Origin of the sequence: Streptomyces sp. NPDC015171 (genome assembly GCF_043079545.1) — a bacterium.
Lineage (GTDB): Bacteria > Actinomycetota > Actinomycetes > Streptomycetales > Streptomycetaceae > Streptomyces.
In genome coordinates this window covers 15818-30665 of sequence record NZ_JBIBUO010000019.1, presented here as the reverse complement: position 1 = coordinate 30665, position 14848 = coordinate 15818, and the positions used below count along the sequence as shown (strand labels likewise).

The 14848-nt window shown below is 69.8% G+C and carries 15 protein-coding genes; 5 read left to right on the top strand and 10 right to left on the bottom strand.

Going from position 1 to position 14848, the window contains the following annotated elements; translation table 11 throughout:
* Positions 1-86: 86 nt before the first annotated feature.
* The 3 genes from ACF073_RS34980 to ACF073_RS34970 all read left to right on the top strand — a co-directional run bounded on the left by ACF073_RS34980 (position 87) and on the right by ACF073_RS34970 (position 3083).
* Positions 87-1310, top strand: coding sequence for an FAD-dependent monooxygenase (locus ACF073_RS34980; protein WP_392075511.1), 1224 nt, complete (start codon positions 87-89; stop codon positions 1308-1310).
* Positions 1311-1580: 270 nt separating this feature from the next.
* On the top strand, positions 1581-2660 hold the full coding sequence (locus tag ACF073_RS34975; protein WP_392075510.1) for an iron-containing redox enzyme family protein: 1080 nt from the start codon (positions 1581-1583) through the stop codon (positions 2658-2660).
* A gap of 213 nt (positions 2661-2873) precedes the next feature.
* Positions 2874-3083, top strand: coding sequence for a DUF6207 family protein (locus tag ACF073_RS34970; protein WP_392075509.1), 210 nt, complete (start codon positions 2874-2876; stop codon positions 3081-3083).
* Between the two features lie 208 nt (positions 3084-3291).
* Here the strand turns inward: ACF073_RS34970 and ACF073_RS34965 are convergent, their stop codons facing one another.
* A complete protein-coding gene (locus tag ACF073_RS34965; RefSeq protein ID WP_392075508.1) occupies positions 3292-3768 on the bottom strand; it encodes an SRPBCC family protein in 477 nt (158 codons plus the stop codon).
* 289 nt (positions 3769-4057) lie between these two features.
* Here ACF073_RS34965 and ACF073_RS34960 point away from each other — a divergent pair, with 289 nt between their 5' ends.
* On the top strand, positions 4058-4753 hold the full coding sequence (locus ACF073_RS34960; protein ID WP_392075507.1) for an HAD family hydrolase: 696 nt from the start codon (positions 4058-4060) through the stop codon (positions 4751-4753).
* Between the two features lie 293 nt (positions 4754-5046).
* Here ACF073_RS34960 and ACF073_RS34955 read toward each other — a convergent pair whose 3' ends face one another.
* The 7 genes from ACF073_RS34955 to ACF073_RS34925 form a co-directional block, all read right to left on the bottom strand.
* Positions 5047-5451 carry an ATP-binding protein gene (locus tag ACF073_RS34955; RefSeq protein WP_392075506.1) on the bottom strand — a complete coding sequence of 135 codons (405 nt, stop codon included), beginning with the start codon at positions 5449-5451 and terminating at the stop codon, positions 5047-5049.
* 212 nt (positions 5452-5663) lie between these two features.
* Positions 5664-5882 carry a hypothetical protein gene (locus ACF073_RS34950; RefSeq protein WP_392075505.1) on the bottom strand — a complete coding sequence of 73 codons (219 nt, stop codon included), beginning with the start codon at positions 5880-5882 and terminating at the stop codon, positions 5664-5666.
* 169 nt (positions 5883-6051) lie between these two features.
* Positions 6052-6831, bottom strand: coding sequence for a crotonase/enoyl-CoA hydratase family protein (locus tag ACF073_RS34945; RefSeq protein WP_392075504.1), 780 nt, complete (start codon positions 6829-6831; stop codon positions 6052-6054).
* Between the two features lie 145 nt (positions 6832-6976).
* Positions 6977-8194: a CaiB/BaiF CoA transferase family protein gene (locus tag ACF073_RS34940; RefSeq protein WP_392075503.1), complete on the bottom strand. Its 1218-nt coding sequence runs from the start codon at positions 8192-8194 to the stop codon at positions 6977-6979.
* 84 nt (positions 8195-8278) lie between these two features.
* Entirely contained in the window at positions 8279-9562 is a 1284-nt protein-coding gene (locus tag ACF073_RS34935) for an acyl-CoA dehydrogenase family protein (RefSeq protein WP_392075502.1), read from the bottom strand.
* 350 nt (positions 9563-9912) lie between these two features.
* Positions 9913-10113, bottom strand: a complete 201-nt coding sequence (locus ACF073_RS34930) for a hypothetical protein (protein ID WP_392075501.1) — start codon at positions 10111-10113, stop codon at positions 9913-9915.
* Between the two features lie 248 nt (positions 10114-10361).
* Positions 10362-10568: a cold-shock protein gene (locus tag ACF073_RS34925; protein ID WP_392075500.1), complete on the bottom strand. Its 207-nt coding sequence runs from the start codon at positions 10566-10568 to the stop codon at positions 10362-10364.
* 894 nt (positions 10569-11462) lie between these two features.
* Here ACF073_RS34925 and ACF073_RS34920 point away from each other — a divergent pair.
* Positions 11463-12467 (top strand): alpha/beta hydrolase, encoded by a 1005-nt coding sequence (locus ACF073_RS34920; RefSeq protein ID WP_392075499.1) that lies wholly within the window; start codon positions 11463-11465, stop codon positions 12465-12467.
* A gap of 52 nt (positions 12468-12519) precedes the next feature.
* On the opposite strand, the gene map is transcribed toward ACF073_RS34920, so the two are convergent.
* Positions 12520-13287: a type I methionyl aminopeptidase gene (map, locus tag ACF073_RS34915; protein WP_392075498.1), complete on the bottom strand. Its 768-nt coding sequence runs from the start codon at positions 13285-13287 to the stop codon at positions 12520-12522.
* 81 nt (positions 13288-13368) lie between these two features.
* Positions 13369-14841, bottom strand: coding sequence for a tryptophan 7-halogenase (locus ACF073_RS34910; protein ID WP_392075497.1), 1473 nt, complete (start codon positions 14839-14841; stop codon positions 13369-13371).
* Between the last annotated feature and the right edge of the window lie 7 nt (positions 14842-14848).

Genomic DNA, 14848 nt, shown 5'->3' with positions numbered 1-14848 from the left:
CGCCCTCGTCACCGCTTCGTCATGGCGGGCGCCGGACCGACGCCGTGCCTGTTCGACACCCGCTTCATGAGTAGAGGAGTCCGAGAATGACCCGTACCGACATGCCGAGGGACGCCCGTGCCGCCCGGGGGCGCAAGGTTCTGATATCCGGGGCCAGCATCGCGGGGCCCGCCCTCGCGTTCTGGCTGAACCGCTACGGATTCGCCGTCACGGTGGTGGAGAAGGCGGGCGGCCCTCGCGACGGCGGTTACCCCATCGACGTACGCGGCACCGCACTTGAGGTCGTCCGCCGGATGGGAATCCTGCCGCGACTGCGGGAGGCGCATATCGATCTGCGCAGGCTGACCTTCCTCGACGGGGACGGCAGCATGGTCGCCTCGCTCGAACCGCACACCGTCACCGGTGGTGTCGCGGGACAGGACCTGGAGGTACGGCGCGGGGACCTGACACGTGCCCTCCACACGGCCGTCCGTGACGACGTGGAATTCCTGTTCGACGACTCCATCGACACCCTCGACCAGTCCGGCCACGGGGTCGACGTCACCTTCCGCGGCGGCGACACGCGTACGTTCGACCTGGTGTTCGGGGCGGACGGTCTGCACTCGCGTACCCGCGAGCTGCTTCTCGGTCCCGAGGAGCAGTTCCACCGGTACCTCGGCTACTGCTTCGCCGGGTTCACCATGCGCAACACGTTCGGGCTCGTCAACGAGACCACGATATGGAACACCCCGGGCAGGGCCGCGGCGCTCTACGCCCTAGGGGACGGCGACGACGTGCACGCCTTCCTGAACTTCGCCCGGCGGGAACCACCTCTGGACGCGTTCCGGGACCCGGAGGCCCAACGGGATCTGGTCGCCGCGGTCTTCGCCGACGCGGGGTGGGAAATCCCGGGCATGCTTTCCGCCCTGCGCGCCGCGGACGACCTGTTCTTCGACGTGGTCAGCCAGATCCGGCTGCCCCGCTGGTCCAGCGGCAGGGTCGCGCTGGTGGGCGACGCCGCGTACGCGCCCTCGTTCCTGACCGGACAAGGCTCCAGTCTCGCTCTCGTCGGCGCGTACATGCTCGCCGGCTCCCTGGCCGGCCAGGACCACACCACGGGCTTCGCCGCCTACGAACACGGCACCCGTGAGTTCGTCACCCTGAACCAGGACCAGGTCGCCGAGGGCGATGCCACGCTCTTCCCCACCACTGCCCGGGCCCTGGAACAGCGCAATGACATGTTGCGCGAGCTCAGCTCGGCCGTCCCGTCCGCGGAGCGACGCCCGGCCCATTCGGCCCTCACCCTGCCCGAATTCACGCCCATGACGTGAACCCTGGCGCACGCGAGCGACGACAGCGTCGACGTCGGTCAGCTGCGGCAGTCCGGCCCCGGACCTGCCTCATGCTCCTCTCCCTCCCTCGGCCACCGGCAGCGCACGCGATGCCCAAACGCGCGTTCGGAGCTGTGGGAGGACCGGCGCGGAGGCCGTCCGAGTGGTCCTGCACCGGCACGCGGTGCCCCAACGCGGCACCGACGTGCCGCACGTCTCACGCTGAGGGCGGCAGGCAGGCGAAACGGCGCAGAGACAGGCGGTGGCCACGTGACGGGTGCGGTGGACGGGTTCGTCACGCGTGTTCGGGAGCTGACCGTGCCCGGCGCCGTGTCACCGGACGAGCGAGCCCGGTGGGCGAGGCTGTGGGACCAGGCGGCCGAGGTGGCCCGCGCGGCGTTCGAGGAACGGGATCCGGACGCTCTGCTGGCCGCGCACCGAGCGCTGACCTGGATCTACGACCAGCATTTCCTCACCCCTGATCAGGGACCGGTGGAGGCGCAATTCCATCCGGCCGCGTCGGGTGTGCAAGCGGTGCTGGAAAGGGCGTGGGAGCGGGCGGAACAGGCTCGGGTGCCATGGCGCGCGGAGGACGTGCCCGGTGAGCCGGTGAAGTTCGTCCGCTGGCTTCAGGAGATGATCGGCGGGCACGCGGTGTGCGGGCATCCGCTGTTCGACCACCTGGCCGAGCAGGCGGACCGCGAGCAGGTCTTGCGCTACCTGGAGTTGGACGCCCCGCTGAACGTGCGGTTCTACGACGTGCTGCTGATGGCGATGGTCGGCGCACGCGGGCCGATGCGTCAGGAGATGGTGCGGAACCTGGTCGACGAGACCGGTGACGGCGACGAGTCACGGGGGCACGCGAACCTGTGCCGGGCCGGGCTGAACGCGTTCGGCCTCACCTACGACCCGCTCGCCACCACCGCCCTGCACGGCTGGCAGGGCCTGGCCGGCTACAACCACGTCGTCGGCGTGGCCCTGCACCGACGGCACCACTGGCGGATGCTCGGCAGCCTGGCCGTCACGGAGACCCTGGATCCGCCCGCCTACACCAAACTTCTGACCGGCTGCAGCCGGGTCGGCCTTGCCACCCTGGCCGATGGTGCCACCGGCCTGGCAGAACGGCAGTGGGACGGACCGCTCGCCTTCTACGCCGTCCACATCGTCCACGAAGCCGGCCACGCCACCGGCTGGATCACGGATGTCGTCCTCCCCCGAGTCACCGCGCATCCGCAAGCCGCGTACGAGATCGCACTCGGTACGATCGGCCGGCTGAACACGGCCGCCGACTACTACGATCACCTGCTGGCCGAATTCACCGCGCCCACGGCCCGCGAAGCGACACGCTGACGAAAACGACACGATGACGAGGACGAAGTGGCCGTCCCCCATGTCTCTGTGCCCGTGCAGGCTCGGGGTCGGGGTCGTTCAGGACACCGTCACGCGATGAACCAGCAAGGTCGGCAGCGCCTGGCGCCACAGACGGTAGTCGTCGCTGCTCCGCATGGGTGAACTCGTGAAAGGACACGAACCCGCCGCAGGCCGCCGAGCGTCGTGACAGGCATGGAAGCGATCAACGAGGCTCACGTGTCGCAGCCGGGACTGGTCGTCGTCGACATCACAGCCGCCGACGACCAGACCGCGTTCGCCGTCCACACCGCCCTCGCCGCACTGTGGGCGACGACCTCCGTGGAACGCACCACCCGCGACCACGGACAGCCCTGCGTGCGGCTGCGCTGCTACCTGGACCTGCGCCAGCGCCCCGCTCCATGATCTCTACGAACTCCCTGATCCGCGGTCGACGGGTCGGTCCCGCTGAAGAGCAACGGCGGAGCGACGGCCGCGTACCGCGCCGTGCACCGCTCAGCGCCTTCTCGGAGGCCGAGGTGCCGCGGACCGCGCGGGCAGCCGCGGAAGTCTGGCCGTCCGACTCACCAGGCTTCCGCGACCGTGGGCGCATGCTGCACGCCCGCGTCTGTCGTCACAGAGTCGAGCCGGGGTCTCCGGGCCGGATGCGTCCGCGCCAGCCACCGCTCTCGGCGCCGCCGCCCTCGACGTAGTCCTTGAAACGGCGCAGGTCACCCCGTACACGCCGGTCGATCATGCCCAGGGCGTCCGCGCCCTTCTCGGCGACGCCGGTGGGTTCGAGTTCCATCACGAGTTCCACGCGGGTGTGCGTATCGTCGATCCGCTCGAAGCGGACCGATCCGCGCTGCTGCACATCACCCGCGATCGATCGCCAGGTGATCCGGTCATCCGGCAACTGGTCGACGATCTCCGTGTCGAACTCGCGCCGCACCCCGCCGATGCTGGTGGTCCAGTGGTTGTGCCGGTCGTCGAGCTGCCTGACCTCCTCGACGCCTTCCATGAAATTCGGGAACTCCTCGAACTGTGTCCACTGGCCGTACGCCACGCGAAGCGGAACCTCGACATCGAGAGCTTCCTTGACCGTGCTCATGAGTCCCTCCTTGTCAGTTCGTCCTCGCCGGAACGGGTACGCGGGCGTCCGCCGCCGTGTGGCGGCCCCGCCCGGCGCTCCCGCCGACGGTCTGCCGTGCGCAGATCCGACGAGTACCCGCGGACTGCGGTACGAAGACTCGAGATCGTTCACCAGTTCACACGACGGCCGCGCCGACCGCTCTGCACGACCTCGTGTCCTCTGAGATCCAGGCCGGAAAGCGGGTACCCGGTCGGGCAGCCACTGACCCCGAGGGCCGCTCCGCCCTCTGTCCCGCAGAGGAAACTCCATGTCCACGAGTAAGGGCCGGACGGCCTCCGGCAAGGACCGCGCAGCCGTGTTCGACGTGGACGGAACCCTCGTCGACACCAACCACCTGCACGTGGTGACCTGGTGGGAGGCGTTCCGCCAGGCCGGACACTCGGTGTCGACGCATGCGATACACCGGGCGGTCGGACTGGGTTCCGACGATCTCGTCGCCCATCTGCTCGGCGACGATTCCGCCTCGGACACTGATGAGGCGGAAAAGCTCAGCACAGCGCACAAGGTTCTCTACGCCCAGTACTTCGATCGGCTGTCCCCCCTTCCGGGCGCGGGACGTCTGCTGCGGCAACTGGCGGGCGACGGCTGGACAGTGGTCCTGGCCACATCCGCCGGTGGCGACGAACTGTCAGCGCTCCGGCGGGCGATCGACGCGGACGACGCCATCAAGGCGACCGCGAGCGCCGACGACGTCACCCAGGGAAAACCGGCCCCCGAGCCCGTCGAGCGGGCACTGGAGCTGGCCGGGGTTCCGGCGGAGCGTGCCGTGTTCGTCGGGGACACGGTGTGGGACATGCAGGCGGGAAGCAGTGCGGGGGTGACCTGTCTCGGGCTGCTCTGCGGTGGCATCCCCCGTGCGGATCTGGAGGAGGCCGGCGCCGACGCCGTCTTCGATGACCCGGCCCACCTGCTGGCCTCACTGTCACGGACTCCTCTGGCGTGACGAAAGCCAGGCTGCCCCGGCCGCACCGTCGTTGACGGTCGGCTGCCCGGGGGCGTCCGCAGGGCGTCGCGGATGCGTGTCCGGCGCGCAGGCGTCCCGCATGCCGCGTCGGATCTTGACGGCGGAAGCTCTCGTCCTCAGTGGTGGGCATCGGGCGCAGGTGCTGGCAGGCCGTATGGGTTGGGCCGTATGGGTTAGCCAGCCATAATCACCGTGCGCAGTCAGTCAAGTACGACTGGTCCCGGATCGCGAGGGGCGAGTGCGGCGTGGGACGGGAGGGGCGGCGTTGCCGGCTAGGCGATGTCCGCCCAATGGACGGCGTGACCCGCTTCCTGGTGCTCACCGTGGTCCGCGGCGACCTGGTCGACGATCGCGAGTCCGCGGCCGTGTTCGTCGTCGGCGACAGGGGCCGCGCGGTCGAGAGAGGGGCCTCCGTCCGACACCTCGACGTACACGTGGCCGGTGGCGGGATCACAGTCCAGGCCCAGCCGCAGCGGCGGCTGAGCGTGCCGTACAGCATTGCCGACCAGTTCCGAGACGGTCAGCACGACCGAATCAGCGACCTCGCCGGCGACTCCCCACCCGTTCAGCAGCGTCCGAGCGATCGTACGGGCCTGCCCTGCGGCCTCCGGACGGTGCGCCAGGGTCCATGGTCGTGCCGACGCCCACGCGCTGTGGTCGTACGTCACGGTCGTCACCTCCTCCAGCATCGCGACGACGCCCCTGGGCCGGAGTGCCGTCCCAGTTACCCTTATGCTCGCCCCCGCTGCCGCCATGCGTCTTCCAGGCCAGTGCCCAATGCCTCTACCGGTCAGCGGGTGCACGCTGTACGCCGTGACTCATGATCCGTGCACTCGCTGACCGACCGCTGCGGGGGCAACTCACGGGCTATGTGGGCGAAATGCGCGGTTCATTTGCCGCCCGACGTGATCCATGGCCACTTGACGGTGCAGACCACGGCGGGCGCGACGAGCATGGCCAGCAACCACAGACACACGCTCGCCGGCGAGTAGATGTAGTAGCGCCAGTGCTCCGGCAGGGGCGACGGCGCGAGCAGGAGCACGATCAGCACAGCCCAAGTGGCCAGCACCACTGCTGCCATGCGTACGGCCGTCATTCCTGTCGTCATTCCCTCTTGGCCCCTTCGCCGATCGATCGTCTCGCGGAGAGGAATGATAGGACGGCTGGAATGATCTCGACGCGGAATGGGTATGGCGGCCTGTCTGCGGTGCTGGTGGCGTGTTCGGCCTCACGGCCGCCACCAGGCGGGGTGCCGCACGGGCGGTCGGCGGCAGGGGTCAGTGGCCCTGCCAGTGCGGGGCGCGTTTCTCGGCGAAGGCGCGGGCTCCTTCACGCGCGTCCTGGGACGCCAGGACGGGGGCGACGATCTGGTCCTGCTCGCGCAGGGCGTCCTCGTCGCGGAAGGCGGTCCGCTCGCTGACGACGCGTTTGACGGCGGCGATCGCCAGCGGAGCGTTGCGCGCGACGCGGCCGGCCAGTTCCAGGGCCCCGGTCAGCGCGGCGCCCGGCTCGGTGAGGTGGTTGACGAGACCGAGTCGCTCGGCGCGTTCGGCGGGCAGCGGGTCGCCCGTGAGGAGCAGCTCCAGCGCGATGTTGCGGGGGATGCGTTCGGGCAGGCGCACCATGCCGCCTTCCGGGGCGACGATCCCGTAGTGCACCTCGGTCTGGCCGAAGGTGGCGTCCCGTGCGGCCACGATCATGTCGCAGGCGAGCGCCATCTCGGTGCCGCCGCCGAGCGCGTACCCCTCGACGGCGGCGATGAGCGGGGTCTTGATGCGGGCACGGGTGATGCCGGCGAATCCGCGTCCGGGGATGACGGGTGTCTCTCCGGTCGCGAAGGCCTTCAGGTCCATGCCCGCGCTGAAGACGCCGCCCGCGCCGGTGAGGATGCCGATCACGAGGTCGTCGCGTGCGTCGAGCTCGTCGACAGCGGCGGCCAGCGCGTGCGCGGTGGCGGCGTTGATGGCGTTGCGGGCTACCGGCCGGTCGATGGTGATCACGAAGATGCCGTCGCGTTCCTCGGTGTGCACGGTCGGGGTGTCAGAGGCCGCGTTCATGGTGGTCGTTCCCTTCTCCTCCGCGTCTCCCCCGGCAGTCGAGGCGGCTGTGCCCCGACAGCCGGGGGGACGGGGCGGTCGGCGGTCAACGGTCGTACCGTCGTGTCGTTGTGTCGTTGTGCCGTCGTGTCGTCGTGTCCCCGGCTCAGTCGATCGCTTCCGCCTTGCGCAGGCCGTCGATCCCGGCGTCGTCGAAGCCGAGGTCACGGAGCACCGATTCGGTGTGTTCGCCCAGGTCGGGTGCCGGGCGCGGGCGGACCTTCCGCTCCTGGTCGAGCCGTACGGGGCTGTCGATGGTCAGGTGGGGTTCGGGGCTGCCGTCGTCGATGGGTACGAAGATCTCGTTGGCCAGGAACTGGGGGTCATGGGCGCACTCCTCCAGCGTCTGGACGACTCCGTAGGTGAGGCCCTCGGCGTCGAGTACCTCCCGCCACTCGGCCAAGGTGCGGGTCGCGAACCTCTTGTCGAGCAGGCCGGCGATCTCTGCCGCGTGGGCGCGGCGGCTCGGTGTGTCGGCGTAGTCCGGGTTCTCCGCGGCTTCGGGGTGGCCGATGGCCTTGAGGAACAGGGGGACCTGCTTGTCCTCGTTGGCGAAGGCCAGCAGCACCCAGCGGTCGTCCGCCGTGCGGTAGGCGTTCGCGAGCGCATTGGGCGGGTCGGCCCGGTCGAGCGGGCGAGGAGCCTTTCCGCCGACGAGAACGGCCTGCAGCCACATGCTCGCCGCCCAGGCGCCTTCGGCGATCAGCGACGCGGTGACGCGCGCGCCCTGGCCGGTCCTCTCCCGCCGGTACAGCGCGGTCATGATCCCGGCGAACAGGGTGATCGCCGTCGGGTGGTCGCCCGATCCGAACGCGTTCATCGTCGGTGCCGCGTCCCGCTGGCGTGTCACGTCCATCAGGCCGCTGCGCGCCCAGAACGCCGTCACGTCGAACCCGGGAAGGTGGGCGTCGGGGCCCTCCTCGCCGAACCCCGTGACATCGGCGTAGACCAGCCGGGGGTTGAGCGGGGCGAGGTCGTCGTACTCCAGTCCCAGCTTGGCCCGGGTGCGCGGCGGGAAGTTGGTCACCAGCACGTCCGCCCACCTCACCAGCCGCTCGACCACGGCCCGGGCGCCGGGCGACTTCAGGTTGAGGGCGATGCTGCGCTTGTTGCGGTTGTCCAGCTGCCAGGGGTAGTTGATCCCCTCGACGCGGGGGTTCGGAGGTATGTGGCTGAGAGCGCGGTAGGCGTCGCCGTAGTGCGGGGGTTCCACTTTGACGACGTCGGCGCCGAAGTCGCCGAGTATCGTGGCCGCGGCGGGACCGGCGATGAAGCTGGCGAGGTCCACGACGTGGAGTCCTTCCAGCAGGGGCGTGTCCGCCATGACAGATCCTCTCTCGTCAGGACTCCCGCCCGGCGCCGACGGCCGCTCGCGTGGCCGTGGTCGCCGACGTGATGTCATGCCGGGTCAGTGGTCCTGGACCACGGGTACGAAGGCGTTGTAGCCGGTGATGTCACGTCCGACGATCAGCGCCTGCACGGTGTCGGTGCCCTCGTAGGTGTCGATCGCCTCGATGTCGCACAGGTGCCGGGCAACGTGGTAGTCGAGGATGATCCCGTTGCCGCCCAGCATGTCCCGGGCGTCGGCGAGGATGGCCCGAGCCCGTTCGGTGTAGTGCATCTTGGCCAGAGCCACCCGGGGCATCGAGTACTTGCCCTCGTCCAGCAGCTGGCTGAGGCGGTACTGCATGCACACCATGTCGGTGATGTCCGCCAGCATCCGTGCCAGCCGGTACTGGATGAGCTGGAACGCGGCCAGTGGCATCCCGAACTGCTTGCGCTGCTTCGCATACGCCAGGGCGGTCTCGTAGCCCGCGATGGCCGCTCCGACCGATTCCCAGGCCACGCAGAAACGCGAGGCCAGCAAGACCTTCTCAGTGTCCCTGAAGGTCCGGCCGCCTTCCAGCCGGTTCTCGGCGGGCACCCGGACGTCGGTGAGGGAGATCTGGGCGTTCTGGACGCAGCGCAGCGCCGTCTTGCCGGTGATCGCCCGGGCCTCGAAGCCCGGTGTGCCTTTTTCGACCACGTATCCGCCCACGTGCCCGTCGTCGCCTCGGGCCCAGACGATCACGTAATCGGCGAAGGTGGCGTTGCCTATCCACCGCTTGTGACCGTTGAGGACATAGGAGTCACCGTCCCGGCGAGCGGTCGTCTCCAGCTTGACCACGTCCGTGCCGTGCGCGGGCTCGGTGAGGCCGAAGGCCCCGATCTTCTCCATCCGCGCCATCGGCGGAAGGAAGCGCTGTTTCTGCTCCTCCGAGCCCAGTACGCCGATGGACGTCATGGCCAGGGCCGAGTGGACCCCCATGAACGTGGACATGCTCAGGTCGCCGCGGGCCAGCTCGAGGATCACGATGCCGGCCGTCACGTTGCTCATCCCCGGGCAGCCGTAGCCGGGAATCTGGAAGCCCGCGATGCCCAGCCGCGCCAGTTTCGGCACCAGCTCATGGGGGAACTCCGCGCGCTCCCAGTAGGGATTGATGACCGGGATGACCTCCTGGTCCATGAAGTCCCTGACCTTGTGCCGCAGGGTCTGCTGCTCCTCCGTGAGGAGGTCGCCCAGCAGGTAGTAGTCGGAGGTTTCCGGTCCCCCCAGCACCGGGGGTTCCACCACATGCCCGTTACCGGCGGGACCGGCACCCCCCAGGACACTCTGGTTCGACCCGGCTGCTGTGCGGTGTGTCGCGTTCATGGGCTGCGTTCCTTCCGGTCGGCGAGGATCAGACCGTGTCTGCGCACCCGACGCTAGAGACCGACAGCAAGGCGGACATCAGGCGTATGACACCAATTTCACGGGCAAATTGGTGCTCGTGGACGGGTTTGCCTGTTGCACGGGTCGCGGCGGCAGCCCTGCGGGCGGCGGGGTGTGCTGGACGTCTCCCCGGCGCCGGCGCCGCGACGCACGGAGGCACAGGCTCACGCACGGGACTGGAACCGGAAGAAGAGCAGGGACGTCCTCTGGAGTGGGCGAACCCGTTCGAGGTTCGGAGAAGCGCCCGCCGCACTGGAGGCACTTCCGCGGCGCGAAGGCTTCGAGCCGGCCTACCGGTGGTCAGGCCATATGTCGAGGACGGTGCCCGCCTCTCCGTCAGTGAGGGTGACCCGGGCATCGCGCATGCCACTCCACTCGCCGACCCAGCGCCGGAATTTGTCGCGCGCGATCTCCTCACGACCCCACCAGCCGTGCTGCACCGCCCGGCCGCCGGTATCGAGGAGCACGTGATACCGACCGAAACTGGTCATGCCGGACGGCTCTCTTGAGACCACCCCGGCTCGGGGACCATCGGGTACGTCGCCTCCAGCGTCACGCGGGTGGGGCGGCTTTCGCAGCTCATACCCAGATTAGAGCGCATGTTCGATTCTCTGGGCAAGCGACACCCTCACGCTCATACCGGGTGAGCGTCGCCTACGACAGCGAACCTTCATCATGCGCAGGAGAGGCAACCGGGCCCAACGGTCATGGCCGCTGAGCCGGGTCACCGAGCTATGACCTACCGCTGGACCACGACGTTCTCCGCCTGCGGTCCCTTCTGGCCTTGAGTGACGTCGAACTCGATCTTGTCGCCCTCCGCCAGCTCCTTGAAGCCGGTGGTCTGAATGGCGGAGAAGTGGACGAACACGTCCGGGCCGCCGTCATCATTCGTGATGAAGCCGAAGCCCTTCTCCGCGTTGAACCACTTCACGGTGCCTGTTGCCATCAGTTCAATCCTTTTACCCATGTGACAGCGCCGTAGCGTCGGCGCTGACCGTAGCCACCTTGTTACTCCGGCCCTTAAAGCATGACACCTCGAACGGCTTTCCGCTGCTAGACGACGGCCGGTGCGCACTCATCTGCGCATTCACAGGTCAGCTCCGGCCCCGCCTGGCCATCCGCACTTACCGTGGATGGGGATGGCGGCAATCCGCCGATGCGGTTCATGGGCCGAAGCGAAAGACGCTTTCCCGACCGAGATAGGCGACGAGTACACCGAGAAGTTCAAGCACCCCGTTCTCGGAACTTTACGACGACCCGCTCGCCATATGGCGGGAGCGGGCCGAGGACGTGCGCGGCAGCCCGGTGCCGGTGGATCGCTTCATCCCGGACGAGGCACCCGGTGAGACCACACGCCAACTGATGGATTTCCTGCGGCAGTGCGCAGTGCTCCGCGGGCGAAGGGGCACTGTCGGGCTCTGTACTCGTACGCCCTCCCGCCCGGCGCGAGGCGTTCATAGCAGCCCCGCCTCGCGGCGCGGCTCCCGATCCCGATCCAGATCCCGATCCCGATCCCGATCCCGATCCCGATCCCGATCCCGATCCCGATCCCGATCCCGCGACGATCGTGCAGGTGCGGGCGAGCATGGTGCTACGTCCGCGCAACCCAGGCCCATTGGATGGGAGCACCTCACACCATCTCGGGGAAGGAGAACGCCATGATCGCCACATACGGCTGTACCGGTCCGCGGCAACGCCGCCTTCCGCGCGTCGGCGCGATGGCCCGGGCCGCCCTCCGGCTGATCCCCGGACCGGCCTCCCGGACCGCAGCTCCGGTGCCCGCCGATGCTGCCCCGCCCTCGTCCACCCTCGCGTACCCCGCACCGAAAGGCCGACGACGATGACCACGGCTCGACCCGCCCTCGACCCCGAACTGCGCGCGCTTCTGACCGACATGCCGCTGATGACGGAGCTCAGCCCGGAGGTGCTCGCACATCTCCGCCAACTGCCCTCGACGCCCCTGGAGCCCCTCCTCGCAGACCGTCAGGTCGACCGGCGCGAGGTCAGCGTGCCCGCCGAGGACGGCACCTCGATCCCGCTGTCGGTGTTCAGCCCCTCGCACATCGATCGCACCGCCGGGGCGCCCTGCGTCTACTGGATACACGGCGGCGGCATGATCATCGGCGACCGGTTCGCACAGATCGACCTCCCGCTGGAGTGGCTTGACGCCTTCGGCGCCGTCGTGGTCTCGGTGGACTACCGACTCGCCCCCGAGGCCACCGGCACCGCGCTCGTCGACGACTGCTACCAGGGACTTCTCTGGGTCGCCGCGCATGCCGAGGAGCTCGGCATCGACCCCGCCCGGATCGTCGTCGCCGGCGCCAGCGCGGGCGGCGGACTCGCGGCCGGCCTCACGCTGCTCGCCCGCGACCGCGGCACTCCGGCGATCGCCGCGCAGATGCTGATCTGCCCCATGCTCGATCACCGCAACACCAGCACCTCCAGCCGCCAGTACTCCGCCGGACACGGCGTCTGGACCCGCGAGATGAACGAGTTCGCATGGCGCGCCGTCCTCGGCGACCTCAGCGGCGACGAGGTGCCCGAGTACGTCTCGCCCGCACTGGCCGCCGATCTCTCGGGCCTGCCGACCACGTTCATCGACACCGGCTCCGCCGAGGTCTTCCGCGACGAGGACACCGACTACGCCACCCGCATCTGGGAGGCCGGCGGCCAGGCCGAACTCCACGTCTGGGCAGGCGGCTTCCACGGGTTCGACACCATGTACCCGCAGGCGCACATTTCGGCCACCGCCCGCCGGACCCGTACCGACTGGCTCGCCCGGGTCCTGTCCCATGCCGGGCCGGACGAGGCCGGACCGGTACCGCCTGCTACGCCGCCCCAGTGAGCGACTCCCGCGCACGCTCGTCCGCGTCGTCGCCCGTCGAGGGCCCCGCGCGCTACGGCAGGGTGAGGATCTCGGCTCCGTCGTCGGTGATGGCGATGGTGTGCTCACTGTGTGCCGTCCGGCAGCCCGTCGCGCTGCGGAGCGTCCATCCGTCGGCGTCGGTGACGAGTTGGGCGGTGTCCGCCATGACCCACGGCTCCAGCGCCAGCAGCAGCCCGGGGCGCAGCTTGTATCCGCGGCCGGGGCGGCCGGTGTTCGGGACGTGCGGGTCCTGGTGCATCGTCGATCCGATGCCGTGTCCCCCGAACTCGGTGTTGATCGGGTAGCCCGCCTCGCTGAGGACGGTGCCGATGGCGTGGGAGATGTCGCCGATGCGGGCGCCGGGGCCGGCCGCGGCAATCCCCGCGGCCAGCGCGCGTTCGGTCGCGTCGATCATCGCGACGCTCTCCGCGGGCTTCGCGTCGCCCACGAGGAAGCTGATGGCCGCGTCCGCCGCGACTCCGCCCCTGGACACGGCGAGGTCGAGTGTCAGCAGATCGCCGTCGGCCAGCGTGTAGTCGTACGGCCGTCCGTGGAGCACGGCGTCGTTGACCGCCGTGCAGATGTAGTGGCCGAACGGACCGCGCCCGAAGGACGGTGCGTAGTCGACATAGCAGGACTGCGCCCCCGCCTCGATGATCATCGCCTTGGCCCACCGGTCGATGTCCAGCAGGTTCGTGCCGACCGCGCTGCGGCTCTTCAGCGTCTGCAGGATGCCGGCGACCAGGGCGCCGGTGTCTTTCGCCCGGGTCAGCAGGGTGGGGTTCAGGATCTCGATCATGGAGCGCCCTTCGCATGCAACCAATAACTATACCGGCCATACTATACCGGTATGAGAATCGGCGGACGCGAGCCGGACCCGTCACGGCGCCACCCACGACAGGCCGTCCTCCGCGACCGCCCACTCATCGGGGTCCGCCGGATCCGGGCCGTCGAGCGGGCCGCCGTACAGGGCCTGCTCCTGGAGGTCGTTGCCGGTGCGGAAGGTGTCCCGGACGATCGGGGCGGTCAGCAGCGGGTTGATGTGACCGGCGCCGGCCGCCAGCTTGTCCACCGCTTCGTCCAGTTCGGCCGCGGCGGTGCTCCAGCGGGTCGTGTGCTGTGCGGCGCCGAGCACGGACGCGTCGCCGGAGGCCATGCCCGCGGCGAGTTCCGCGAAGGCGGCGGCCTCGTCGCCGTCGAAGCGGGTGACCTTCTTCGCCGACCAGAAGTAGGAGTCCTCGTTGCGCTCCATGTCGTAGAAGGCGACGAGGAAGTCGTAGAACACCCCGTACTCGCGGCGGTAGCGGGCCTCGAACCCGGCGAAGCCGCGTTCCTCCGGGAGGCTGCCGTCCAGGGCGGAGTTGACCGCGCGGGCGGCCAGCAGGGCGCCGTAGGTCGCCAGGTGGACGCCCGAGGAGAGCACCGGGTCCACGAAGCACGCCGCGTCGCCGACCAGTGCCATGCCCGGCCGCCACAGCGACTGCTTCCAGTAGGAGTAGTCCTTGCGGACGCGGACCCGGTCATACGGCGGTTCGGTCGCCGCCGGCACACCCGTGAGGAGCCGGTCGATGTCGGGGCAGGCCCGGATCATGTCCCGCCAGGCGCCGCGCGGGTCGGCCTGTACGGCCGCGTAGTGCTCCGGCGCGATCACGGCCCCGACGCTGGTGAGGTCCTCGCGCAGCGGGATGTACCAGAGCCAGCCGGCGTCGAACGCGGCGCAGATGATGTTGCCGCTGTCCGGTCCGGGGAGCCGTCGGCCGCCGGCGAAGTAGCCGAACACGGCGAGGTTGCGGAAGAAGTCCGAGTACACCCGGGACCCGCCGACCTCGCCGTGCAGACGGCTGGTGTTGCCGGAGGCGTCGATCACGAACCGGGCGTGCGCCGTGCGCGCGGCACCGTCCGGACCGGTGTACTCCACCCCGCGCACCCGCCCGCCCTCGGCGAGCACCCGGCGCACGGGGCTGCCCTCGCGCACCTCGGCTCCGGCCCGCTGGGCGTTGCGCAGCAGGATCTCGTCGAAGCGTGAGCGCTCCACCTGGAAGGCGGTCGCCGTCGGGTCGGGCAGGCGCGGCGTCGTGGAGAAGGAGAACCGCCAGGGCTCCGGGTCACGGCCCCAGCGCATGGTGCCGCCGCGCTTGAGGGTGAAGCCGGCCCGGGCGACCTCGTCGGCGACGCCGAGGAGCCGGCACAGGCCGTGGACGGTGGCGGGCAGCAGTGACTCGCCGATCTGGTAGCGGGGGAAGGTGTCCCGCTCCAGTAGGAGCACGCGGTGCCCGCGCAGGGCCACGGCCGTCGCCGCGGTGGAGCCGGCCGGCCCGCCGCCCACGACGACGAGATCGTAGTCAGAGGTCATCGGGGGT